Raw genomic sequence first — 24,728 nt, forward strand, 5'->3', positions numbered from 1 at the left:
GGTCATGATGAACCTTGCCGAATATCGCCATTCCGACGCCCGTCTTGCCGACTTTCTGCCCTGGGCAGCCCTCGTCGACGAAGGGATTGTCCTGAACAAGGATGGCTCGTTCCAGCGGACAGCAAAGTTCCGGGGACCTGACCTCGACAGCGCGGTGCCGGCTGAACTCGTCGGCGTCGCCGGCCGTCTGAACAACGCACTTCGTCGCCTGGGATCCGGCTGGGCTGTCTTCGTTGAGGCGCAGCGTCATTCTGCGGGCGCTTACCCGCCCAACAGCTTTCCGGATGTCGCGTCTGCGCTGGTCGACGCCGAACGCCGTGCGCAATTCGAGGAGGCTGGTGCCCACTATGAGTCCAGCTATTTCCTGACCGTCCTCTACCTGCCCCCGGAAGAGGGCGCTGCCCGGGCAGAGCGGCTGCTCTATGAGGGCCGGGATCGAACCGTCGGAGCAGACGCGCGCGAGGCGCTCCGCGGGTTTGTCGATCAAACCAACCGTGTGCTGCAGCTATTTGAAGGGTTCATGCCCGAATGCGCCTGGCTCGATGATCAGGACACGCTGACCTACCTGCACTCTACGATCTCGACCAAGCGTCATCGGGTTCGCGTGCCCGAAATTCCTATGTACATCGATGCGCTGTTGGCGGACCAGCCGCTGACCGGCGGGCTTGAGCCCATGCTGGGGACAACCAACCTGCGGGTTCTGACGATTGTCGGCTTTCCGGGCGCGACGACCCCGGGAATTCTTGATGAACTGAATCGCATGCCATTCTCGTATCGCTGGTCGACCCGAGCAATCATGCTCGACAAGACCGATGCCACCAAGCTGCTGACCAAGATTCGTCGGCAGTGGTTTGCCAAGCGAAAATCCATCGGCGCCATCCTCAAAGAGGTCATGACGAACGAGGCGTCGACGCTGCTCGATACCGACGCCCATAACAAGGCGCTTGATGCCGACGCCGCGTTGCAGGAACTGGGCTCGGATCAGATCGCGCAAGCCTTTGTCACGGCGACCATCACTGTCTGGGACCGCGATCCCAACGCTGCCGATGAAAAGCTCCGCCTGGTCGAGAAGGTCATCCAGGGCCGCGATTTCACCTGCATGATCGAGACGGTGAACGCCGTCGAAGCCTGGCTCGGCAGCCTCCCGGGGCATGTCTATGCGAATGTGCGGCAGCCACCGGTATCGACCCTCAACCTCGCCCATATGATTCCGATGTCGGCCGTGTGGGCCGGCGAGGCGAGGGATCTGCACTTCAAGGGTCCGCCGCTTCTGTTCGGCAAGACCGAGGGATCAACGCCGTTCCGATTCTCGCTCCACGTCGGCGACGTCGGTCATACCCTTGTGGTGGGGCCGACAGGCGCTGGCAAGTCAGTGCTGCTCGCGCTGATGGCGCTACAGTTCAGGCGTTATCCGAACTCACAGGTCTTCGCGTTTGACTTCGGTGGTTCGATTCGAGCGGCCGCCCTCGCCATGGGCGGTGATTGGCATGATCTCGGCGGCGCATTATCCGACGCAGGTGAACAACCCGTCGCCTTGCAGCCGCTGGCCTGGATCGATGATCCCTCTGAGCGCGGATGGGCTACGGAATGGATCTGCGCAATCCTTACTCGGGAAAAGATCGAGATCACCCCGGAGGTCAAGGATCATTTGTGGTCGGCGCTGACATCTCTCGCTTCGGCGCCGAGGGAGGAGCGGACCCTGACGGGCCTGTCAGTTCTCCTGCAATCCAACTCCCTGAAGCGTGCGCTGCAACCCTATTGCCTCGGTGGCGCGTCCGGACGCCTACTTGATGCCGAACACGAGCGCCTCGGCGAGGCCTCAGTCCAGGCGTTTGAGACCGAAGGTTTGATCGGAACGAGTGCAGCGCCGGCCGTGCTCGCGTACCTCTTCCATCGTATTGGGGACCACCTCGACGGCCGGCCGACACTCCTGATTGTTGATGAAGGTTGGCTTGCCCTCGACGACGAGGATTTTGCGGGGCAACTCCGGGAATGGTTGAAGACGCTTCGGAAGAAGAACGCGTCCGTCATCTTCGCCACCCAGTCGCTCTCGGACATCGATGGATCCGCGATCGCGCCCGCGATCATCGAAAGCTGCCCAACGCGATTGTTGCTGCCGAACGAACGGGCGATCGAACCGCAGATCACTGCCATCTACCGCCGCTTCGGCCTCAATGACCGCCAGATCGAGCTTCTGAGCCGGGCCACGCCAAAGCGCGACTACTACTGCCAGTCTCGTCGCGGCAACCGGATGTTCGAACTTGGTCTTGGTGAGGTTGCGCTCGCATTCACCGCGGCCTCTTCCAAGACAGACCAGGCTGCCATCACGCAGCTCATCGCCGAACATGGACCCGACGGCTTCGTGCCTGCCTGGCTCCAGCACCGTGGCGTCGCCTGGGCGACAGATCTGATCCCGAATCTCGTCAATCTGGAGAAATCGCTATGAGACCTCTTGGCCTGTTGGCGACCACGGCCGCCTTCGCGCTGTTGCTTGGCGTTACGCTGCCCGCACGGGCGCTGATCGTCTTTGATCCCACCAACTACGTCCAGAATGTTCTGACGGCCGCGCGGGAGCTCCAGCAGATTAATAATCAGATCACCTCGTTGCAGAACGAGGCACAGATGCTGATCAATCAGGCAAGGAATCTGGCAAACCTGCCGTATTCATCGTTGCAGCAACTGCAATCTTCGATCCAGCGCACCCAGCAATTGCTGGCCCAGGCCCAGCGCATTGCATACGACGTGCAGCAGATCGATCGTGCCTTCTCGACCAGCTACGGGCCGGCGACCGGCAGCCAGTCGAACCAGTTGCTGATCTCCAACGCTCAATCGCGCTGGCAAAATACTTACTCGGCAACGCAGGACGCGCTTCGCGTCCAGGCCGGCATCGTTGGCAACCTCGACACCAATCGTATCCTGACGTCCGCACTCGTAACTTCGAGCCAGAGTGCCAGTGGCGCCTTGCAGGCTACTCAGGCCGGCAACCAGATCCTCGCGCTTCAAGCGCAACAACTTGCCGATCTCACAGCGGCCGCGGCGGCGCAGGGCAGGGCGCAGAGCCTCGAAGCGGCTCAGCGCGCCTCGGCTCAGGATCAGGGGCGAGAGCAGCTCAGGCGTTTCCTGACACCAGGACAGGGCTATCAATCCTCCAATGTGCAGATGTTCCACTGATGACCGACGTAAGAGCATTCAAGGCGCTGTCGCTGCTTACGACAATCGGCCTAGTGGCCGTCGCGGCCTGCACGATTCAGCTGCGTGGCCGAGACGAATCAGGGGCGGCGCCGAAGGCGGAGCAGAGGACCGATGCCGCCAACGCCGACCTCGTACACTGCCGGGGCGTCACTCCGGAGGAGACGGCAGGCTATCGCCACTGCCAGCAGATTTGGGCTGAAAACCGGCGTCGCTTCCTTGGCAAGAAGGACAGCGCCACAGCTTCCGGACGCGATGACGCAACCAGCTCGATACCTGTCCCAAAGGATCAAAGCCGGATTCCGCAGGGATATCCAAACCTGACGTCACCTGAGGCGAACAAGCCATGAAGGGTACGGGGATCATTGACCAGTTCCTGGAAACGTTCACGCGCTATATCGACAACGGCTTCGGGCTGCTCGGTAGCGACGTTGGGTATCTCGCAGCGACGCTTGCCGCAATCGACATCACGCTTGCTGCGTTGTTTTGGAGTTGGGGGCCGGACGAAGACATCATCGCGCGCCTCGTCAAGAAGACACTCTTCGTGGGGGTCTTCGCCTACCTCATCGGCAACTGGAATAGCCTGGCGCGCATCGTCTTCGAGAGCTTTGCCGGTCTCGGGCTGAAAGCATCGGGTGCAAGCCTGTCCGCTGCAGATTTCCTGAGACCTGGAAAGATCGCTCAAGTCGGACTCGACGCCGGCCGGCCGCTGCTCGATTCGATCTCCAACCTGATGGGCTACATCAGCTTCTTCGAAAACTTCGTGCAGATCGTCGTTCTCCTGTTCGCATGGGTCGTGGTGCTACTCGCCTTCTTCATTCTGGCGATCCAGCTCTTTGTCACCCTGATCGAGTTCAAGCTCACGACGCTGGCCGGCTTCGTGCTCATTCCCTTTGGCTTGTTTGGCAAGACCGCCTTCGCGGCGGAGCGTGTTCTGGGCAACGTCATTTCCTCGGGAATCAAGGTCCTGGTCTTGGCTGTCATTGTCGGCATCGGCTCCACCCTGTTCTCGCAGTTCACAACTGGTTTCGGCGGTGCACAGCCGACCATCGAAGACGCGATGACGCTGGTGCTCGCCGCGCTTTCCTTGCTGGGCCTCGGTATCTTCGGTCCGGGTATCGCAAACGGCCTGGTATCGGGCGGACCCCAGCTCGGCGCGGGTGCCGCGATTGGAACAGGCCTTGCTGCCGGCGGCATTGTTGCGGCAGGCGCAGGTGTCGCCGCCGGCGGCGCTGGTCTCGCTGGCGGCGCGATTGCAGGCGCCGCGCGCGGTGGCGGCGCTGTCATAAGCGGAGCATCGGTCGCCTATCGAAGCGGCGGCCTTGCTGGCGTCGCGGAGGCTGGCGCTTCGGCTGCGATGAGTCCTTTGCGTCGAGCAGCGGCTGCCTTCGGGGGTGGGAAAGCGGGCGAGCAACCCTCGGCCGAAGGGCAGCCTGATTGGGCGCGCCGCATGAAGCGTGCTCAGACCATTCGGCATAGTGCCTCGGCTGCTGGCCACGCCGTCCGCTCGGGCGATCATGGTGGCAGCGGCTCCTCCGTCGATTTGTCCGAAGGAGAGCGCTGAGACGCACCACTGCACCTCGGCCGCACAGCAGAGCCTCAAACCCTTCCATCGCACGACTTGAAACCGATCGCTCGATACCAGGGGCAACCATCGATGTTTAAACGAAATTCCGTTCATTACGGGCGCATGCCCGAACCGGTCACACCGTATCAGAAAGCAGCGCAGGTCTGGGACGAACGCATTGGATCAGCGCGCCTGCAAGCCAAGAACTGGCGCCTGATGGCGTTCGGCTCCATGATGCTTTCAGCCGGTCTCGCAGGTAGCCTTGTCTGGCAATCGAACCAAGGCTCGATCACGCCCTGGGTCGTCGAAGTCGATCATCTCGGCCAAGCTCAAAGGGTTGCGCCGGCAAACATCGATTATCAACCTACTGACGCTCAGATCGCCTACCATCTGGCGCGATTTATCGAAGATGTCAGAGGCCTGCCCGCGGACGGCATTGTTCTGCGCCAGAATTGGCTCCGGGCCTATGATTTTACGACTGATCGCGGCGCCGCTGTGCTCAACGACTACGCGCGTAACAATGACCCCTTTGCCAAGCTGGGCAAGGCGCAAATCTCCGTGGACGTATCGAGCGTCATTCGCGCGTCGCCGGAAAGCTTTCGCGTCGCGTGGACCCAGCGCGTCTACGACAACGGCTCGCTGAGTTCGACCGAGCGCTGGACTGCGATTCTCTCGATCGTGATCGAGACACCCCGCGATGCCGAACGCCTGCGCAAGAATCCACTTGGCGTCTACGTCCGCGCCATCAACTGGTCAAAGGAGTTGGGTCAGTGACCAAGACGCCGTCTGACGTTCATTCGATACGTTCCCTCTCGCAAAGCAGGCTCAATTCGCCTCGGTCCGAGTTCGTGGGCTCAAAGCGAGCGCTTCTGTCCGTGCTGTTGCTCTGTTCATCGGCGCTCGGCGGGTGCGCGACTTATATACCGCCGGAGATCAGCTATGACGCTGAGGTTCCTCCGCTGCCGGCGACGCCAGTGGCTCTCGACGACAGATCGCGACCGCTTCACGTTCCGCCTCTCTGGAAGCCGGCTCTGGGCGGCAAGTCGGGAGGGAAGGAAGACGCTGAGCCCGTGAGCCGGGTTGAGACCGCAAACAGCGCAGCCCGGGTCGAACCGCGCAAGCGGGGGTATTTCAACGCAGCGCAGATTTACGCCTACAGTCCTGGAGCACTCTATCAGGTTTACGCCGCACCGGGGCAGATCACGGATATCGCGCTCGAGGAGGGAGAGCAGTTGACGGGATCAGGGCCGATCGCGGCCGGAGATACCGTTCGCTGGGTCGTAGGCGATACTGAGAGCGGGAACGGCGATTCGCGACGCGTCCACATCCTGGTCAAGCCGACCCGCGCGTCCATCGAGACCAACCTAGTCGTCAATACCGACCGGCGCACCTACCTTATCGAACTCCGCTCCCGGGAGCGGCCATACATGCCGTCTGTTGCCTGGTACTATCCGGAAGCAGCACGCGAAGGATCCCGTTCAGTCGCTCTGAAACCCGTTCTTCCGGATCCGGCGCAGCGTATCTCCCGCTACGCCATCGAAGGGGACAGTCCTCCGTGGCGGCCGCTCGGCGCATATGACGATGGCCGTAAGGTCTATGTCGAATTCCCGCAGGGCATTGTGCAGGGCGAGATGCCTCCACTCTTTGTGATTGGCCCAGACGGCAAAACCGAACTCGTCAACTACCGCGCCTACGGCAGTGTGCTGATCGTGGATCGGCTCTTTGCAGCCGCCGAACTCCGGCTCGGCGGTGAGCACCAGCAGAAGGTCAGGATTGTCAGGACGGACGGGAGGCCGTCGTCATGAACAGCGGGAATGGAAACGATCACGAGCAATCTGTCCCGCCGGCGACACAAGAGGACAGGTCCGGGAGCTTCCGCCTGAGAGCGGAGCATCCGCGCGTGACACGATTGTCGCGGAGGGTCCTGGCCGGCGGCAGCGCGGTTGCCCTGCTTGTCATCGGCGGAGCGGTGCTATGGTCGCTACAGAACAATCGATCCCGAAACCAGGTGGCCGATGAGCTTTACAGTACCGACCATCACAATGTTGCCGACGGCATTACGACCCTGCCGAAGGATTATGCTGGCGTTCCACGCCAAACAGTTCCGCAGCTAGGTCCGCCGCTTCCCGGCGACCTCGGTCGACCGATCCTTGCCGCTCAAGGCCAGTTGCCGACGAGCGGCGCTGATCCAGACCAGCAGCGGAGGGACCAGGAGACCGAAGCAGCTCGCATCAGTCATCTGTTCGCTTCGACCAATGGACGAGAATTGCGTCCGTCCGCCGCTGCTGCTGGCAGCGAGCGCGTCGTGCCGCCGAACGCAACGAGCACCGGCGACGATGGATCTGCGCAAAACGGTCAGGACCGCAAGCTTGCCTTCGTGAACGCCTCTGTGGATCGTCGCACTGTAAGTCCTGACCGTATCACGAGGCCAGCTTCACCATATGTCGTGCAGGCTGGAACGGTCATTCCGGGAGCTCTGATCACCGGGATCCGATCAGACCTTCCAGGCCAGGTCACAGCGCAGGTAACCGACAACGTCTATGACACGCCGACCGGCCGTTTTCTGCTTGTGCCTCAGGGAGCGCGTCTAATTGGTATGTACGATAGTCAGGTCACCTTCGGCCAGTCCCGTGTCCTGCTCGTCTGGACACGGCTGATCATGCCGAATGGACGTTCAATCGTTCTGGAGCGGCAGCCTGGCGCTGACACCGCAGGATACGCCGGCCTCGAAGACCAGGTCGACAATCACTGGGGCGAGCTGTTTAAGGCTACGGCACTATCGACGTTTCTGGCGGTCGGTACCGAACTAGGGGCAGGTTCGGACACAAATAGCAACGACAGCGCGATCATCCAGGCATTGCGACACGGCGCCTCCGACTCACTAAATCAAACTGGACAGCAGGTGGTTCGACGCAGTCTCAACATCCAGCCTACTTTGACCGTACGACCGGGCTTCCCTGTTCGTGTTCTTGTCAATCGTGACCTCATACTTACGCCGTATAGAGGCTGACAACATGCCAAGACTCAAAATAGGAGAGCTTCCAGACGAAAAGCCCGTCAAAGTGAGTACGGAGTTGCCTGCGGCCGTGCATCGTGATCTCATTGCATATGCAGAAGCGCTTAAGCGTCAGGGTGGTCAAGTGGTCGATCCGACTAAACTCATCGCCCCCATGTTGGCGCGCTTTATGGCCACAGATCGAGGATTTTCTAAACTGAAACGTCAAGGCCACGTTCCTGCCGCTGAGGAAGGACAGTGACGCTCAAGGTTTTCCGAAGCGGTTGGTTGACGCTAAAATAGTTGCGTAGATCAAACCTGGGCGCTGCCGAGTTGGCGCTAAGAGCTGAGATATCGTGTCGGAAAGTGTGTTCCCGCGTCTGCCGAAACAACTCCGATTACCAGGTTTTCTCATTTTCAGACGCGAGAGCGCTGGCGTCGACGTGCAATTATTTGGTCACCTTCAGCCGCGTTACACTGCTTCGGCCACCGACGCTGACAGGCACGTCGCCCTCGATCGTAGCCCGACGTACGACGCGATGCTGGTCCCCGTAATCGTTGACTGCGTAATGCTGCGTTGCGCGGTTATCCCATATCGCAATATCGCCCTCTAACCAGTTCCAGCGCACAGTGTTTTCGGGCGCGGTGATGTGAGACTGGAGCAGATCGAACAGCTTTTGTCCGTCGTATTTGGGGATCCCAACAAAGTGCTTCACCAAGGCGCCGAGCACTAACGTCCGCTCGCCTGTTTCGGGATGGACGCGTACGACGGGATGCTCGGTCTCAAAAACCGTTCTGGTGAACACCTCGTCAAAGTGTTTCTTGTCGACCTCGCGGACACGCGCGATCCCGGCGTAATCGAAGACGTTGCTGTGAACGGCCCACAGGCCCTCGGCAAGCCTTTGTAGCGGCGGCGGCAAACCAAGATAAGCGGCAGCTGTGTTCGACCACAGGGTGTCGCCTCCGAACGTTGGCATTACAACGGCCCGCAGCACCAAAATCTTAGGATAGGCGTCGGCGAAGGTTCCATCCGCATGCCAAACGTCGGCGCGACCGCCGCCGCGCGTGGAGTCCAGTTCGAGCAGCGACGCCATCCCCTTGGTAGCACCGAGCATCGGATGTGGCACTACCTTTCCGAGACGAGCGGCAAAGCGCTCCTGCTCGGCGTCATTGAGATGTCCTTGATTGCGGAAGAAGATCACCTTGTGCTCGAGCAATAGGCTGTTGATCGCGGCGATCGTGTGATCCGGTAGTTCGCCTGATAGCTTGACATTTTTGACTTCCGCACCGATGCGCGCTGCACGTTTCACAACATCGGTGCTCGGAATGACGCCAATTAAAGCGTTTGTGCTCATCTTGCTTTTCCAAGCCCTTGCAGTTCTTCCTCGCCCATTGGAGCAGATCATCTTCAGCAAGCATCGTGCCAAGCGGAAGACAAACATGTACTCGACAATGGGCAGCGATCGAATGGTGGCATTTGGCGCGAGTACTCGAACTGAGCCAGTGGTTGGGCCGAGTGACGAAAGAACTCGATCACCGACTCACCCCTTCGAATGTCGATTAGCGATGGACAGCAGGAGCGCGCCTCGTAGGTGTCGTGAAAAATGGCGCCATCCTTGCCATGCATGAGCTCGATTTCATTTTTCGACATATCCAGGTTGCGGAAAAGAATGGAGAAAGGGAGCTCAAACTCCTCTCGAAACCTATCCATATTGATGATCGCGCGGCTGAAGCCGCTCAACATAGCTTTGACGGTTTGCAACACCGCACTGCCGTCATCGAGTATTGTGCGACAATGGCGAATCTCATGCGTGAACCTGGGGCACGTCATCGTGCGGTAATCAATTTGTTTCAGCAATGGCCATCCCAGGCGGTGCCGGGAAAGTCACAAAGCCGAATGGGCTTTCGAAAGTCTCAACGCTTACTATGTGCGTTGTTCTGGGCCTGACACGAGATTGTGCCTCTGTCAGGATACTGACAAGTGCAACCAGTGCGGCAAGCCCGACTGTTCCGTTCGTGAATTTCGCGAGGTAATTGATGGCCCGACCGCTGAAGTCTGTGAGAGCTGTAGATGTAAGATCGCCCTCCGTCGAGCGGCGCTGTTGGCGGGTCATGGACATCATCGTCTCAGTCCTGAACCAAGATAAGAGCTGCAACTTCCTGGTCCCGTGCCAGTTTGCTCGCTGCCAGTCCGGCGGCGATACCAATGCGATCAGGCGCGGGGCGGTTTTGGCTCATTTTGCGTTTGCCTTCGACCGTGGTGATCCGGATGCGCACGCCGACGATTTCACGCAACTGGGCGGCGATGAAATCCGCGGGAGCATCGCTGACGGCCCAGGGCGTCGCACGTGACGTCTCATGGATATTCGTCAGACGCGTTACAATCTCAAGCAGGCGAGTGGGATCCTCGAAGAACTCAATCGGCCCATGGGCGTGGACCGCGATGTAGTTCCATGTCGGCACCACACGTTCAGCTTGTCGCTTGCTGGGAAACCAGGATGGCGTCACGTAAGCCTCTGCGCCAGTAAAGATCGCCAGAGCTTCTCCGATCGGGGCCGTGCGCCATTGCGGATTGCCCTTCGCCAGGTGCCCGTACAGCGCACCGTGTTCGCCTTCGCGCTCATCGAGGAAGAGCGGAAGAGGCGTCGCAATTGGCCCATCTGATGTCGCTGTGACCAGGTTGGCCAATCGGGCGCAGCGGATTGTTGCTCGAATGTTCTCGATGTCGTCGTCTCGAAAGTGGAGTGGTATGTACATGGAGGCTCTCCGCTGGCGGTCGTCGAGATAAACCCAAGTCAATAGGCTAGAAAACTGCCAATCTTAGTCGTTCCCGTAGAGGTTCTCCGCTTCCTCTTTTGACGTGACGATTTCGAAGTTACCTGGGACCCGGCGATTTCACTCAGCCGCTTCAATCCGTCGAGCTGCTGTTGGGTTGGTGTTTCCGTAGCTATTCTCCTGCGGGCTGAGCTAGGCATTCATGGACCTTTAGAGATCTCACCCCGGCGGTGCCTGTATGAGGCGATCCGGCAGCTCTCCTTACGCGCACCGAGTCGCGTTTGGCGATCTAGTCGTTGATCTCGGCAATGTCGCGGCCGACCTCAAAAGCCGTCTTCATCGTTTCGATGAACGCCGCCGATGGGTACAAGTCGGAGGTGATCGTAACGAACCCATGTAAATCACCAAGATTCTCGTCTACATGGTGGTCGCCCTCGCCCGTGTGCAATCGCCGAGGAGATTGTCGACGATTTTCCATCGCTGACGCGCGATCAGGTTGAGGCCGCGGCCGAACAGGCCAAGGCGTATCCCGAGCGAGAGTGCCTGTCCCCCTGAGTCTGTATCGGGTGCTGGCGAGCTAGCGGACTTGGGTTCGATGACGAAGCCGTACGGGCGAGGTTGCGCCGCGCCGGATTCCGTGACCGCGTATTTGATCGACGAGAATGTGCTTCGCGAATTTGGCGTACGTGGCAACGTGAACGTGCGCGAGTGGCTTGCAACGCGCTCCTGGATCAAAGCGCGCTCATACTGCGCGAGCGCGCCGCACCTGGAACAGGAATTCGCCCGGGCGCGTCGTGGTGTCCAGGTTCTCGTTCAGGGAGCGGAACGCCACTCGATTGTCCGAGCGAGCTCACGATCGCGATCAGGTGCGACAGCGAGCGCCCGCGCCAAGCCGGTGCGGTCATCCTTTGCCCGAGGCGTGATCCTCGAACAGGGGAGGGGATCAATGCTGGCGGCGAGCAGCGCATCGCGCTGCAGTCGTGTTCTGACGGTCGGAGTCCGGCGACACGCGCATGTAGCCAACCAACATAGGCGGATACCCATCGAAATAGGTTTCGTATGGTAGCGCGTGGCGAGAGAGTTTTCCGCATATTTTTTGAACCACCAGGCGTTTAGCTCACGGGGGCTACTACAAGATTCGGTAGATGGCTAAAGCCGACTTGAGGCCCTAGGATTCGGCCGCCTTCCCCGCCGATCATCATCGACGAACAGAAGTGAACGCAAGCGCACGTGAAGCCGCTGCCCGCAGCGCCTCCGGGCAGCTTCCGCCCTTTCATCGCTTAGAGAGTGAAGTGCCACCGTGTCCGAACAACCCCTACCGACGCTGCCGATGTGGCGCGTCGATCACATTGAGCCCTCGCCCGAGATGTTGGCGATACGCGCCAACGGTCCGATCCACCGCGTGCGTTTCCCGTCAGGGCACGAAGGCTGGTGGGTGACTGGCTACGACGAGGCCAAGGCGGCGCTGTCCGACGCAGCGTTCCGGCCGGCGGGAATGCCGCCGACGGCGTTCACCCCGGATTCGGTAATTCTCGGTTCGCCGGGGTGGCTGGTCTCGCACGAGGGGGGCGAGCATGCCCGGTTACGCACGCTCGTGGCGCCGGCCTTCAGCAGCCGCAGGGTGAAGCTGCTGGCGCCGCATGTCGAGGCGATCGCTGCGCAGTTGTTCGACAACCTGGCGGCCCAGCGCCAGCCCGCCGACTTGCGGCGCCACCTCTCCTTTCCGCTTCCGGCCATGGTCATCAGCGCGCTGATGGGCGTGCTCTACGAGGATCACGCCTTTTTCGCCCGGCTGTCCGATGAGGTGATGACGCACCAGCATGAAAGCGGCCCGCGCAGCGCATCGCGCTTGGCCTGGGAAGAACTGCGCGCCTACATTCGCTGCAAGATGCGGGACAAGCGCCAGGATCCGGGCGACAACCTGCTGACGGATCTGCTCGCGGCGGTCGACCAGCGCGAGGCGACCGAGGAAGAAGCGATCGGCCTGGCGGCCGGCATGCTGGTGGCGGGGCACGAGAGCACCGTCGCGCAGATCGAATGCGGCCTGCTGGCCATGTTCCGCCATCCGCAACAGCGCGAACGCTTGGTCGGCGATCCGTCCCTGGTGGACAAGGCGGTGGAGGAAATCCTTCGCATGTACCCGCCGGGCGCGGGCTGGGACGGCATTATGCGCTATCCGAGGACCGACGTGACCGTAGCGGGCGTGCATATTCCCGCGGAGAGCAAGGTGCTCATCGGCCTGCCGGCAACGTCGTTCGATCCGCGCCATTTCGACGACCCGGAAATCTTCGACATCGGACGCCACGAAAAGCCGCACCTGGCGTTCTCCTACGGGCCGCACGCCTGCATCGGCGGGCCGCTGGCCAGGCTGGAACTCAAGGCGGTGTTCGGTTCGATCTTCCAGCGCTTTCCCGCGCTGCGCCTGGCCGTGGCGCCCGAAAAACTGAAGTTGCGCAAGGAGATCATCACTGGCGGGCTCGAGGAGTTCCCGGTGCTCTGGTGAGGTGCGGACGCCGCTGGGGGATCGCGATCGTCTCCGCGATTTGCCGGCGCGCCTGCCGCGCACCGGTCAGATCAGCCAGCCAACAGGTAACCAAGATGGACGTGCAAGAAACAACGGCAGCATGCCGGGACGCCTTCGCCGAACTGGCGTCGCCGGCGTGCATCCACGACCCGTATCCGTTCATGCGGTGGTTGCGCGAGCACGATCCGGTGCATCGCGCGGCGTCGGGCCTCTTTCTGTTGACCCGCCACACCGACATCTACTGGGCGCTCAAGGCCACGGGCGATGCGTTTCGGGGACCGGCGCCAGGCGAACTGGCGCGCTATTTTCCGCATGCGGCGACCAGCCTGTCGCTCGATCTGCTGGCCTCCACGCTAGCGATGAAGGACCCACCAACGCATACGCGTCTGCGTCGGCTGATCTCGCGCGATTTCACCATGCGCCAGATCGACAATCTGCGGCCGAGCATCGTGCGCATCGTCGCGGCACGCCTTGACGGCATGGCACCCGCGCTGGAGCGCGGGGAGGCCGTGGACCTGCATCGGGAATTCGCGCTGGCCTTGCCCATGCTGGTCTTCGCCGAACTGTTTGGCATGCCCCAGGACGACATGTTCGGGCTCGCCGCCGGCATCGGCGCCATTCTGGAAGGCCTGAGCCCGCACGCCAGCGATCCCGAGCTCGCCGCAGCGGACGCGGCCAGTGCCAGAGTGAAGGCCTACTTCGGCGATCTCATACTGCGCAAGCGCACCGATGCCCGCCACGACATTGTGTCAATGCTGGTCGGCGCACACGACGATGATGCCGACACGCTGTCGGACGCGGAGTTGATCAGCATGTTGTGGGGCATGCTGCTGGGCGGCTTCGCCACTACGGCTGCGACCATCGACCATGCGGTCCTGGCGATGCTTGCGTATCCCGAACAGCGGCACTGGCTGCAGGGAGACGCCATGGAGGTGAAGGCATTCGTCGAAGAAGTCCTGCGCTGCGACGCGCCCGCAATGTTCAGCTCCATTCCGCGTATCGCCCAGCGCGACATCGAATTGGGCGGCGTGGTGATCCCGAAGAACGCGGACGTGCGCGTGCTGATCGCGTCCGGCAATCGCGACCCCGACGCCTTCGCCGATCCCGACCGCTTCGATCCCGCGCGGTTCTACGGCACCAGTCCTGGCATGTCGACCGACGGGAAGATCATGCTGAGCTTCGGCCACGGCATCCACTTCTGCCTCGGTGCGCAACTGGCCCGGGTACAGTTGGCCGAGAGCTTGCCGCGGATTCAGGCGCGCTTCCCCACCCTGGTATTGGCCGAGCAGCCGACCCGGGAGCCCTCCGCGTTCCTTAGGACGTTCCGCGCGCTGCCGGTGCGGCTGCGTGCGCAGAGGGCTGAGATGTGCGTCGTGGTCGACCAGGATCTGTGCGGGACCAGCGGGCAGTGCGTGCTGACGCTACCGGGCACCTTTCGCCAGCGCAAACCGGACGGCGTGGCCGAAGTGTGCGGGGCGACAGTCCCGCAGGCGCTGCACGCCGCCGTGCGGCTCGCGGCCAGGCAGTGTCCGGTCGCCGCCATCCGGGTCATCGAAAGCGAAGCTAGCGATGACGAGCGCGCCAGCGCCGACAGTGCGCCTTCTCAGGCGGAGGCGGAGCGGCATGCCGCGAGAGACCAACGCAATCCAGGAGGACACCATGGGACGGTTTGAGGGCAAGGTGGCCGTGGTGACCGGCGCCGGGGCCGGTATCGGCAAGGCATGCGCCCTCGCCATCGCGCGCGAGGGCGGCAGAGTGGTGGTCGCCGACATCGATGGCCCGGCGGCCATGGCCTGCACCGCGCAAATCGCGGCCGAGGCGGGCCACGCGCTGACCCTGGCCATCGACATCGCCGAGGCGCAGGCGGTGGCAGCGCTGTTCGAGACGGCGGAGCGGCACTTCAGTGCGGTCGACCTGCTCGTGAACAACGCGGGCGCCATGCATCTGACTCCGCGCGACCGCGCGATCCTCGACCTGGACCTGGCGGTCTGGGATCAGACCATGGCAACCAATCTGCGCGGCACGTTGCTCTGCTGCCGGCAGGCCATCCCACGGATGATCGCCCGCGGCGGTGGCGCGATCGTCAACATGTCGTCGTGCCAGGGGCTCAGCGGTGACACCGCGCTGACGTCCTACGCCAGCTCGAAGGCGGCGATGAACATGCTATCGGCCTCGCTCGCCACCCAGTACGGTCATGCGCAGATCCGCTGCAACGCGGTTGCGCCGGGTCTCATCATGACCGAGCGTCTCCTCGCCAAGCTGGACGAGTGCATGCAACGGCATCTGCGCCGGCACCAGCTCCTGCCGCGCGTCGGCCGCCCCGAGGACGTGGCCGCGCTGGTGGCGTTCCTGCTCTCCGACGATGCAGCGTTCATCACCGGCCAGGTCGTGTGCATCGACGGCGGCATGCTGGCGCATGTGCCGACGTACGCCGACGGTGGCAACAGCCGCGCCGCGCGGCCTTCCGGCGAGACCGCCGAAGCGGCCGCGTCGGCGCGATGCTAATGGGCATGCTGCTCAACCCGCTGAACCGTCGGCATCGGCTGCGGTACGACATCCCGGTCGTGCCCGGCGCTTTCCCCTTGGTCGGGCATCTTCCCGCCGTCGTCTGCGACCTGCCGCGCCTGCTGCGGCGCGCGGAACGGACGCTGGGCAGCCAGTTCTGGCTGGACTTCGGCCCTGCCGGACACATGGTGACCAGTCTGGATCCGGATGCGTTCGCACTGCTCCGGCACAAGGACGTGTCCTCAGCGCTGATCGAAGAGATCGCGCCCGAATTGTTTGGCGGAACGTTGGTCGCCCAGGATGGCGGCGCGCACCGGCAGGCGCGCGATGCGATCCAGGCGGCGTTCCTGCCTATGGGGCTGACCCAGGCCGGCATCGGCGAGCTGTTCGCGCCCGTCATCCGGGCGCGGGTGCAGAGGTGGCGCGACCGCGGCGACATAACCATCCTGCGCGAAACCGGCGATCTGATGCTCAAGCTCATCTTCAGCCTCATGGGAATCCCCGCGCAGGACCTGCCGGAATGGCATCGCAAGTACCGGCAACTGCTGCAGTTGATCGTCGCGCCCCCGGTCGACCTGCCCGGACTGCCTTTGCGGCGCGGCCGCTCCGCCCGCGACTGGATCGATGCGCGGTTGCGCGAGTTCGTCCGCGATGCGCGTGAACATGCTGCGCGCACCGGGTTGATCAACGACATGGTGAGCGCCTTCGATTGCAGCGACGATGAGCTCGCCGATGAGGTCCTGGTCGCCAATATCCGCTTGCTGCTGCTTGGTGGCCACGACACCACCGCCTCAACGATGGCCTGGATGGTGATCGAGCTGGCGCGGCAGCCTGGGCTGTGGGACGCCCTGGTCGAGGAGGCGCAACGCGTGGGCGCGGTGCCGACCCGGCACGCGGACCTGGCGCAGTGTCCGGTCGCCGAGGCGCTGTTCCGCGAGACGCTGCGCGTGCATCCACCGACGCCGCTCCTGGTGCGTCGCGCACTTGGTGAATTGCGACTCGGCCAACGGCGCATTCCTGCGGGCACCGATCTGTGCATCCCGCTGCTTCATTTCTCCACCTCGGCGCTGCTGCACGACGCGCCTGATCAGTTTCGCCTGGCGCGGTGGTTGCAACGCACCGAGCCGATCCGGCCGGCGGACATGCTGCAGTTCGGTACCGGCCCACACGTCTGCATCGGCTACCACCTGGCATGGCTGGAACTGGTGCAGTTCTGCATCGCCTTGGCGCTGACCATGCACGAGGCCGGGGCGCGGCCGCGGTTGCTGAGCGGCGTCGAAAGAGGCCAGCGCTATTACCCGACCGCACATCCGTCCATGACTATCCGCATCGGGTTCTCCTGAGCTGGCATCGCATGCCCCTGTGACGAGGCAGCGGCGCCGGCGACGCGCGGCATTGCTGCACTCGGCCCGCGCGCACGGTGCGACGCCGACAACACCGCGGCGGCTCGCCTGTCGGGGACAAGGACATGAAGAACATGCAGACCGGTTCCACGCCACAGAACGACAGAACTGGTGATTCCGCGCTGGGCGAATTGGGCGCTCAGGCGCGCGGCGCATCCGGCGGGCTGCTGCCCGAGATCTGGATGCAGGACGGCGCAAAGCGGGTCGAACACGTGCTGGCGCGTCTTCTCCGCGCCGAACATGAGGCCGAGCTGATGGCGGCGATGCGCTACGCCACCTTGCATGGCGGGAAGCGCAACCGCGCCTTGCTCTGTCTGGCTGCCGGCGCACTGGCCGACACGCCGGCGCACATGCTTGACGACGTGGGCGCCGCCATCGAGATGATGCACGCCTGTACCCTGGTCCACGACGATCTGCCCGCGATGGACGACGACGTGCTTCGCCGCGGCCTTCCGACCGTGCACGTCAAGTTCGGCGAAGCTACTGCGATCCTGGTCGGCGATGCGCTGCAGGCGCACGCCTTCCTGACCTTGGCGAGCCTGGATGCGCCGGGCGACAACCGTATCGCGCTCGTGCGCGAACTGGCACAGGCAGTGTCAGCCGAGGGTGCCGCAGGCGGGCAGGCCATGGATCTGTCGCTGGTTGGAAAGCACGTCGAGCTGGACAAGATCGTGGAGATGCACCGGATGAAGAGCGGAGCGTTAGTGCGCGCGTCCGTTCGCATGGGCGCGCTATGCGTTATCGCGGAGGATGCCGCGCACGCTGCGCTGTACTGTGCGCTCGATCACTACAGCGCCTGTTTCGGCTTGGCGTTGCAGGTGATCGACGACATTCTCGACGTGACAGCGGATACCGCAACGCTGGGCAAGACCCCCGGCAAGGACGCGGCGGCGCAGAAGCCGACCTGCGCGTCGATCATGGGAGTGCAGGCAGCACGTCAGTTCGCGCTGGATCTGTTGCGCGATGCCGGGGAGGCCATCGCGCCGCTGGGGCCGCGTACGGAACGGTTGGCGCAACTCCTACAGCGGGCCAACGCGTATCTGTTCAGGCACGCGCCATGCGCATGAGCGCGCCGGTGTCACCCTGTGCCGCTGCGATGAGTCCGCGGCGTTTATTGCAGCGGTTGCCTGCCGCGGCGCGCTGTGCGCAAGCCTATGCGGCGGACCGGCGCCAGCATCGGGTCGCCGCGCCGAAGCACGGTGGCCGTCCGGCGCTGCCTATGCGACGGGCCTGCGGCGGCATGCGCGGCGTCTGCCCAATTTTGGTTCTCGTCGACCGTGTGCAAAAGGAACATCCCGCGTGAACGCGCTGTCCGAACAGATCCTTTCCGACTTGCGCGGCCTGCTGAGCGAAATGAGCGATGGCGGCAGCGTCGGTCCGTCTGTCTACGACACGGCGCAAGCGCTGCGCTTCCACGGCAACGTCGCCGGTCGGCAGGACGCATACGCGTGGCTCATCGCGCAGCAACAGGCCGACGGCGGATGGGGAAGCGCGGACTTCCCGCTGTTCCGCCATGCGCCCACGTGGGCTGCGTTACTGGCATTGCAGCGTGATCCTGTTCCTGGTGCTGCCGACGCGGTCCAAGCTGCAACGCGGTTCCTCCAGCGCCAACCCGATCCCTACGCGCATGCGGTGCCGGAAGACGCGCCCATCGGCGCGGAGCTGATCCTGCCACAATTTTGCGGTGAGGCCGCATCCTTGCTGGGTGGCTTAGCGCTTCCGCGCCATCCAGCGCTGTTGCCGTTGCGTCAAGCGCGCCTGGTCAAGCTAGGGGCGGTGGCGATGTTGCCGAGCGGCCATCCGTTGCTGCACTCCTGGGAAGCCTGGGGGACGTCGCCGACCACCGCATGCCCGGATGACGACGGCAGCATCGGCATCAGTCCGGCGGCCACTGCCGCCTGGCGTGCGCATGCCATGACACGGGGGCGCACGCCGCAGATATGGCGCGTCGACGCGTATCTGGAGATGGCATCACGGGCGACGCGCAGCGGCATCGAAGGTGTCGTCCCCAACGTCTGGCCGATCAATGTGTTCGAGCCATGTTGGTCGCTGTACACCCTGCATCTGGCCGGGCTGTTCGCGCATCCCGCGCTCGCCGAGGCGGTCCGCGTGATCGTCGCGCAGCTCGACGCCCGTCTGGGCGTGCGCGGCCTGGGCCCCGCCTTGCACTTCGCGGCCGATGCGGACGACACCGCCGTTGCGTTGTGCGTCCTTCACCTTGCAGGCCGCGCCCCGGCGGTCGATGCGTTGCGCAGTTTCGAAATCGGCGAGCTGTTCGTCACCTTCCCCGGCGAGCGCAATGCCTCGGTGTCGACCAACATCCATGCCCTGCATGCGTTGCGACTCTTGGGAAAGCCCGCCGCGGGCACCAGCGCGTACGTCGAGGCCAATCGCAACCCGCACGGTCTATGGGACAACGAAAAATGGCACGTTTCGTGGCTGTATCCCACCGCGCATGCGGTCGCTGCGCTGGCGCAAGGCAAGCCCCAGTGGCGCGACGAGGGTGCGCTGTCGGCGCTGCTGCAGGCGCAGCGTGACGACGGCGGCTGGGGCGCCGGTCGCGCGTCCACGTTCGAGGAAACCGCTTATGCGCTGTTCGCGTTACACGTGATGGACTGGAGCGAAGAGGCGACAGAGCGCCGGCGCATCGCGCAGGTGGTGGCGCGTGCGCTGGAGTGGATGCTCGCCCGCCATGCGGCGCATGCATTGCCGCAGACGCCGCTGTGGATCGGCAAGGAACTGTATTGCCCCACTCGGGTCGTGCGCGTGGCCGAACTCGCCGGGTTGTGGCTGGCGCATCGTTGGGGGCGGCGCGTCCTGGCCGAGGGAGCAGGAGCGGCGCCGTGATCCAGACCGAACGCGCGCTGCAGCAGGTGCTGGAGTGGGGGCGTTCCCTGACCGGGTTCGCCGACGATCATGCCGTGGAAGCGGTCAGGGGCGGCCAGTACATCCTGCAGCGCATCCACCCGAGCCTGCGCGACACCAGCGCCCGCACCGGTCGCGATCCGCAGGACGAAACGCTGATCGTGGCGTTCTATCGCGAACTGGCGCTGCTGTTCTGGCTCGACGATTGCAACGACCTTGGCCTGATCGCGCCGGAGCAGGTCGCCGCGGTGGAACAGGCGCTGGGGCAGGGCGAGCCGTGCGCGCTCCCCGGATTCGAGGGCTGCGCTGTGCTGCGCGCCTCCCTGGCCGCGCTCGCCTACGATCGTCGCGACTATGCTCAGCTTCTCGAGGATACCCGGTGCTACTGCGCGGCCCTGCGCGCCGGACACGCGCAGGCGGCAGGGGCGGAACGCTGGTCCTACACCGAGTACCTGCACAACGGCATCGATTCGATCGCCTACGCGAACGTGTTCTGTTGCCTATCGTTGCTGTGGGGGCTCGACATGGCGACCTTGCGCGCGCGTCCGGCCTTTCGCCAGGTCCTGCGGCTCATCTCCGCGATAGGGCGCCTGCAGAACGATCTGCATGGACGCGACAAGGACAGGTGGGCCGGCGAGGCCGACAACGCGGCGATCCTGCTGCTGCAGCGCTATCCAGCTATGCCTGTGGTAGAGTTCCTCAACGACGAGCTGGCCGGCTATACGCGCATGCTGCACCGGGTGATGGCGGAAGAACGCTTTCCGGCGCCGTGGGGACCGTTGATCGAGGCCATGGCGGCCATCCGCGCGCAGTACTACCAGACCTCGGCCAGCCGCTACCGCGGCGACCCTGCGGGGGGAGGCCAGCATGCGCCGGCCTGAACGCGCGGGAGGCGGCGGCGTGCGCGCTGCCGCGGTCCGATCCGACGCAACGCCGTCGCCCGATGGGATGGAGCGTGCAGGAGCGACACCGCCCTGGGCCGGCGCGAGGAGTGCTGGATCGGCGAGTGGCCCTGGCCACGGTCGCAGCCGGCTGGGAGCACTGCGCATTGCCCGGGTGGACCTGACGCAAATCGACCTGCGCGCCTCGCTGCTGGGCAAGACCATGCGCCCGCCGCTGCTGATCAGCTCCATGACCGGCGGCATGCCACGCGCTGAGGCCATCAACCGGCATCTGAGCGAGGCAGCGCAAGCCTTGGGATCGCCATGGGCGTCGGTTCGCAGCGCGTGAGCTTGCAATCCCGCAACTCCCAGGGGTTAACGCGCACGCTGCGCCGCCTGGCCCCAGACGTGCAACAGCCTTCGCAGCCGTTGGGCGAGGACTATACCCGCACGCGAGCCGCGCGCTGGGCCGCTACGATGGCATTCTGCAACGACAATCGTCGACTCGAAATAGACCGCGCGGGTATGGCTCTCGCGCGTCGTTCATCGCAGCTCGGAGTAATGCTGGCCTTGCACCTTTACTGAGCCTTGTCCAGGATGGGGTTGCCCCAGGCGCCGAGTTCATGGGTTATCGTCAGCACCGCAATGCGACCGCGACGCCGCGCTCATTCGTTGGCCCTGCGAGCGGCCATGAATACGCGCTTGTCGCGGCGATGGACGCGCCGCACGTTGCTGCTGCCCTGGGAGAGCATCACGAAGTGTTGGAAGCCAGCTTAGACCGTTTGACAGCACGCGAGATTGCCGCCGACCGCCGGGGCCTTCCGAAAGCAGGCCGAACGGGCGGTCGCCGCGCAGGATGCTGCACTGGCTACGCTATCGGCCATGGAGGAAAGGCTCGCGGCGTAGCATCACCAGGGCCCGGCCCAATTTTGGACGGTCCGGCCCAATTTTGGACGGAAATCGCCGATCAATACCCCCATAGCGCTATATTGGGGAGCGGCGAGACGTGGTGAGCGAGCGGAAAAGCAACGTTTGCACCGGACAGATCTTGATTGATGGTAGCCCGCTGCGCTGCAAGGTCCGCCACCTCACCGCGTCCTCGGCGGTCGTCCAGACTCCTAACGCGCCTTTCGTGCCCGCAGCCTTCGGCCTGCGCGTTCCAAGCGCGGACGTCGATACGATATGCACGGTAGTTTGGCGTGATGCACACCGCCTTGGTGTGACATTCTGAACTAACCGCCAACTTTCTTTCTGGACACGCGTCCCCGCGCGCCGGTGGGACCGTATTGACATGTAGGGATGTGCTTATCTCGACGTGACGTGCAAAACTTTGGCGCGCCGGCCACCCAACCGGCGTCGCCACCTCTTGAGCCGTGAAGCCGCCATCGGCTTAAATTCGCAACTTGACATTTATGGAGGATGGCCAATTGGCCACGCTAGATAGCGTGCTCGACGCATCGAGCGAACCATTGGCTTTCGCCGATCGCGCGGCTATAGCGTCGCTCGGCGGCTGCAAGAAGCCGATCTGCTACCACTCGGTGGTCCTGGCTACGCACCAGAACTTGCTCAACGCGACGCCGGCCCCCTGCTTGCCACGCTGATGTCGGCTCCGAAATTGCACGAGGCGGCGGAGCACGCACGCGCCTTTCCGCCATGACGCCAGGCGGCGCGGTCTTGTCGACCGATGCACCCGACAGCATTCCGCGCTCGGCGCTCGAATTTCTGGATTTGAAATCCGAGATCGCCGTCGGCCGGGCGCCCGAAGCCGTCGACGACATCCGCGGCCATCGTTTCGAGTTCGTGCATGGCTGGCGCGAGCTTTCAGCACATAGGCCGGAAGACAGCGTAACACGTTTCGTGTTGCCCGGCGCACTCGCGTCGCATCAACAGGCCCCGTATAGCATCGCTGGCCTCGTCAAGGGTGAGGTTTTTGCAAATCTCATGAAGGATCTATTTTAATGGCAATTTTGAAAAAGAAACCCGCCGACGCATTTGTCCTCCCGACGCTTCTGGACTCGAGCCCGGATACGCGGCGCTCTTTGCCAAACAGGCTGAACTCAGCGCCCTTCTTTCCGGCCTCCGAAAGGAAGCTGACGATCTAGACAAGAGGTTCGCCGAGCAGCCGAGTCACCGCCTCTGCTGGAGTTCCGCGTCTCCTTGGGGATCCGGAGGATGCTGCGCCCCACCTCCAAATGCGCCGGGCAGAAGTTTCGGGCGAAATCACCAACGCCGAAACGGCGCTTGTGCATCGTGTGCACATCACGCCTGAGGCAGTGGTGCTATTCCGGAGGGGGTATAGAACTGCAGCGCGGCCCGCACGACCCGTACGAACTGAGCAACCTAAAGAACGCCCTGGCTGCTGCGCTGGACCGCAGCGAGTTTGCCGCCAGTCCGCTAGATCGTCAGCCACGATTGAGGCGCGACCGTGAACCGATGGAGGTCGTGCTCGAACTGCAGGCGCAACTCCGAAAGAAGAGTCGGACATGACGACTAGCAATAACGTCGTCGACACCCGCCGGCCAGTTCTGCATGTCGTGATGCCACGCGCCGAGGTCGCGCGCGAGACGCCGCTGCCGCGCGAGACCGTGACAGCCTTCCTGCGCCGCTCTGATTGGGCTACGCGTGGCCGCAAGTATGGCTGGCAGTTCAAGGAAGGTTTGCCGACCATCCTTGAGATGAACGGCGAGGCGGTGCTGCGTCGTGATTGGCGACGTCGGGAGGCAACGGCGGTGCGAAGCAGGCTATTGGGCTGGTTGCGCTTGTCGCGGTAGCGGCGTTGCTCGTCCGTTGGGCGGTGCAATTGCGAGCGCGCTTGCCCTCCCAGCCATAGCCGGCACGGTTATCGGCGCGGGCATCGCCATTGGCGGTTCGTTCCATGTGAGTGCCGCACGGACAGTCAACTTTCAATTCAAGGAATTTGATAATGTCGGCAGCTAACCTCATCGTCGCCTCAGACGGTGCGCATCTCGTTTCAGACGCGCTAGTCTGGAATACGGCAGATCAAACGATTACCGCGATCTGCAACAGGGCGATCTTGCTCCCTCAGTTTCGGGCTGCGGCGACGGTTCGAGCGGAGGCGTTCGTCGTTTTCCAGGCGGTCGGGCTCGCTCTATCGACGATGACCGCAGGCGGGTTTGCCGAGTTTAAGCAGACGGTTGGTCCAACGCTAATGGAGCTGAACGACCGGATGGACGCAATGGGCGCGGCGAGTCCATTCGAGGTGTCGGTCGCGGGAATTTCGGAACAGCATGGCCCGTCCGGTTTTCGGATTACGTCACTGGAGGCCGGTAGCGAGCACCTGGAGCCATGGCGAGCATTTGAGTTTCCGCGCGGCTTTAGTCCGTGCCCCAGCAATACCGAGGCGGACGAGCAAAAGATACGATCGGCATTGGCCACCGCACCGGCAAAACTTGAGGGACACGCCATCACCGTGTTGGAAACTCAGCGTGATATCGCCGGGCGAGACTACGTTGCCGCAAGCGGCATCAGCACGCGGATCATTCATCGGTGGCATGAAGATGTCGTTGGGCCCGCCACCGGACGAACGCGGCTGGATTGCCCTCCAACCATCCACCGGCAAAGTCAGGTGGAAAATCGATGGCAAATGGCTCCCATAGAGCAGCAAGGAATTTACATTGACGGCACTTTCAGAGCGGTGCGCCGGCAAAGGGCTATGGCGGAACGTCGACCTCGCCACGCACGATCGGCACGGGGAGTAAGGATCTCGCCAGCCAGGCCGGTCTGGCCTATCAGATCGGCGCGCGCGTTCGGGCGACGTCGAATGGCGATACAACCAAGTGGACGGAAGGCGTTGCGACCTACTATGATGGTGCGTTTATCGCCATCAATGTCGACAAGATCAGCGGCAGTGGCACGCTGGTAGATTGGGATTTCAATGTTGCCGGTCAGTTCGGGGCCGGCGATCTGACGAGCGCGAACAACCTGTCTGAACTAACTGCAACAGCGGCGACGGCGCGCAGCAATCTCGGTATCAAACAAACCGTCCAGTTAGGCGCGTCGCAAG

At 63.2% G+C, this 24,728-nt stretch carries 20 protein-coding genes and 1 pseudogene; 18 read left to right on the top strand and 3 right to left on the bottom strand.

The window, feature by feature from the left end:
- Positions 1–4 precede the first annotated feature (4 nt).
- The 8 genes from trbE (at position 5) to GGD66_RS31625 (ending at position 8,013) form a co-directional block, all read left to right on the top strand.
- The gene (gene trbE, locus GGD66_RS31590; RefSeq protein WP_183260355.1) at positions 5–2,446 is read left to right on the top strand and encodes a conjugal transfer protein TrbE; all 2,442 of its coding nucleotides are present in this window, start codon (positions 5–7) and stop codon (positions 2,444–2,446) included.
- Positions 2,443–3,171 (top strand): P-type conjugative transfer protein TrbJ, encoded by a 729-nt coding sequence (gene trbJ / locus GGD66_RS31595; RefSeq protein WP_183260358.1) that lies wholly within the window; start codon positions 2,443–2,445, stop codon positions 3,169–3,171. The genes trbE and trbJ overlap by 4 nt, the downstream gene beginning before the upstream one ends.
- Complete coding sequence (trbK-alt, locus tag GGD66_RS31600; RefSeq protein WP_183260360.1) at positions 3,171–3,539, top strand: putative entry exclusion protein TrbK-alt; 369 nt, start codon at positions 3,171–3,173, stop codon at positions 3,537–3,539. The genes trbJ and trbK-alt overlap by 1 nt, the downstream gene beginning before the upstream one ends.
- Complete coding sequence (trbL, locus tag GGD66_RS31605) at positions 3,536–4,753, top strand: P-type conjugative transfer protein TrbL (RefSeq protein ID WP_183260361.1); 1,218 nt, start codon at positions 3,536–3,538, stop codon at positions 4,751–4,753. The genes trbK-alt and trbL overlap by 4 nt, the downstream gene beginning before the upstream one ends.
- A gap of 93 nt (positions 4,754–4,846) precedes the next feature.
- Positions 4,847–5,530, top strand: a complete 684-nt coding sequence (gene trbF / locus GGD66_RS31610; RefSeq protein ID WP_183260363.1) for a conjugal transfer protein TrbF — start codon at positions 4,847–4,849, stop codon at positions 5,528–5,530.
- The gene (gene trbG / locus GGD66_RS31615) at positions 5,527–6,561 is read left to right on the top strand and encodes a P-type conjugative transfer protein TrbG (RefSeq protein ID WP_183260365.1); all 1,035 of its coding nucleotides are present in this window, start codon (positions 5,527–5,529) and stop codon (positions 6,559–6,561) included. Before trbF ends, trbG begins: the two co-directional genes overlap by 4 nt.
- Positions 6,558–7,766, top strand: coding sequence for a TrbI/VirB10 family protein (locus GGD66_RS31620; protein ID WP_183260368.1), 1,209 nt, complete (start codon positions 6,558–6,560; stop codon positions 7,764–7,766). Before trbG ends, GGD66_RS31620 begins: the two co-directional genes overlap by 4 nt.
- Positions 7,767–7,770: 4 nt before the next feature.
- On the top strand, positions 7,771–8,013 hold the full coding sequence (locus tag GGD66_RS31625; RefSeq protein ID WP_179734517.1) for a DUF2274 domain-containing protein: 243 nt from the start codon (positions 7,771–7,773) through the stop codon (positions 8,011–8,013).
- A 187-nt stretch (positions 8,014–8,200) separates the two neighbouring features.
- Here GGD66_RS31625 and GGD66_RS31630 read toward each other — a convergent pair whose 3' ends face one another.
- The 3 genes from GGD66_RS31630 to GGD66_RS31640 form a co-directional block, all read right to left on the bottom strand.
- Entirely contained in the window at positions 8,201–9,106 is a 906-nt protein-coding gene (locus GGD66_RS31630; protein ID WP_179734515.1) for a TauD/TfdA family dioxygenase, read from the bottom strand.
- A 53-nt stretch (positions 9,107–9,159) separates the two neighbouring features.
- The gene (locus GGD66_RS31635) at positions 9,160–9,609 is read right to left on the bottom strand and encodes a hypothetical protein (protein WP_183260370.1); all 450 of its coding nucleotides are present in this window, start codon (positions 9,607–9,609) and stop codon (positions 9,160–9,162) included.
- Between the two features lie 269 nt (positions 9,610–9,878).
- Positions 9,879–10,508, bottom strand: a complete 630-nt coding sequence (locus tag GGD66_RS31640) for an FMN-binding negative transcriptional regulator (protein WP_179734511.1) — start codon at positions 10,506–10,508, stop codon at positions 9,879–9,881.
- A gap of 1,318 nt (positions 10,509–11,826) precedes the next feature.
- On the opposite strand from GGD66_RS31640, the gene GGD66_RS31645 reads away from it, so the two are divergent.
- The 10 genes and pseudogenes from GGD66_RS31645 to GGD66_RS31690 all read left to right on the top strand — a co-directional run bounded on the left by GGD66_RS31645 (position 11,827) and on the right by GGD66_RS31690 (position 23,475).
- Complete coding sequence (locus tag GGD66_RS31645; RefSeq protein ID WP_183260372.1) at positions 11,827–13,029, top strand: cytochrome P450; 1,203 nt, start codon at positions 11,827–11,829, stop codon at positions 13,027–13,029.
- Positions 13,030–13,124: 95 nt separating this feature from the next.
- Positions 13,125–14,723, top strand: coding sequence for a cytochrome P450 (locus tag GGD66_RS31650; protein WP_179734507.1), 1,599 nt, complete (start codon positions 13,125–13,127; stop codon positions 14,721–14,723).
- A complete protein-coding gene (locus GGD66_RS31655) occupies positions 14,710–15,555 on the top strand; it encodes an SDR family oxidoreductase (protein ID WP_183260374.1) in 846 nt (281 codons plus the stop codon). Before GGD66_RS31650 ends, GGD66_RS31655 begins: the two co-directional genes overlap by 14 nt.
- Positions 15,555–16,898: a cytochrome P450 gene (locus GGD66_RS31660; RefSeq protein WP_183260376.1), complete on the top strand. Its 1,344-nt coding sequence runs from the start codon at positions 15,555–15,557 to the stop codon at positions 16,896–16,898. Before GGD66_RS31655 ends, GGD66_RS31660 begins: the two co-directional genes overlap by 1 nt.
- 134 nt (positions 16,899–17,032) lie before the next feature.
- Positions 17,033–18,025, top strand: a complete 993-nt coding sequence (locus tag GGD66_RS31665; RefSeq protein ID WP_183260673.1) for a polyprenyl synthetase family protein — start codon at positions 17,033–17,035, stop codon at positions 18,023–18,025.
- A gap of 232 nt (positions 18,026–18,257) precedes the next feature.
- Entirely contained in the window at positions 18,258–19,805 is a 1,548-nt protein-coding gene (locus GGD66_RS31670; RefSeq protein ID WP_183260378.1) for a hypothetical protein, read from the top strand.
- Complete coding sequence (locus GGD66_RS31675; protein WP_183260380.1) at positions 19,802–20,704, top strand: terpene synthase family protein; 903 nt, start codon at positions 19,802–19,804, stop codon at positions 20,702–20,704. The genes GGD66_RS31670 and GGD66_RS31675 overlap by 4 nt, the downstream gene beginning before the upstream one ends.
- Positions 20,691–21,115: pseudogene (locus GGD66_RS31680) on the top strand (type 2 isopentenyl-diphosphate Delta-isomerase); the annotation flags it as partial. The gene GGD66_RS31675 and the pseudogene GGD66_RS31680, both read left to right, overlap by 14 nt.
- Before the next feature lie 1,263 nt (positions 21,116–22,378).
- The gene (locus GGD66_RS31685) at positions 22,379–22,663 is read left to right on the top strand and encodes a hypothetical protein (RefSeq protein ID WP_183260382.1); all 285 of its coding nucleotides are present in this window, start codon (positions 22,379–22,381) and stop codon (positions 22,661–22,663) included.
- 524 nt (positions 22,664–23,187) lie between these two features.
- Positions 23,188–23,475 carry a hypothetical protein gene (locus GGD66_RS31690; protein WP_183260384.1) on the top strand — a complete coding sequence of 96 codons (288 nt, stop codon included), beginning with the start codon at positions 23,188–23,190 and terminating at the stop codon, positions 23,473–23,475.
- The last annotated feature ends 1,253 nt before the right edge of the window (positions 23,476–24,728 follow it).

The sequence above is a fragment of the Bradyrhizobium sp. CIR48 genome (genome assembly GCF_014198315.1).
Lineage (GTDB): Bacteria > Pseudomonadota > Alphaproteobacteria > Rhizobiales > Xanthobacteraceae > Bradyrhizobium.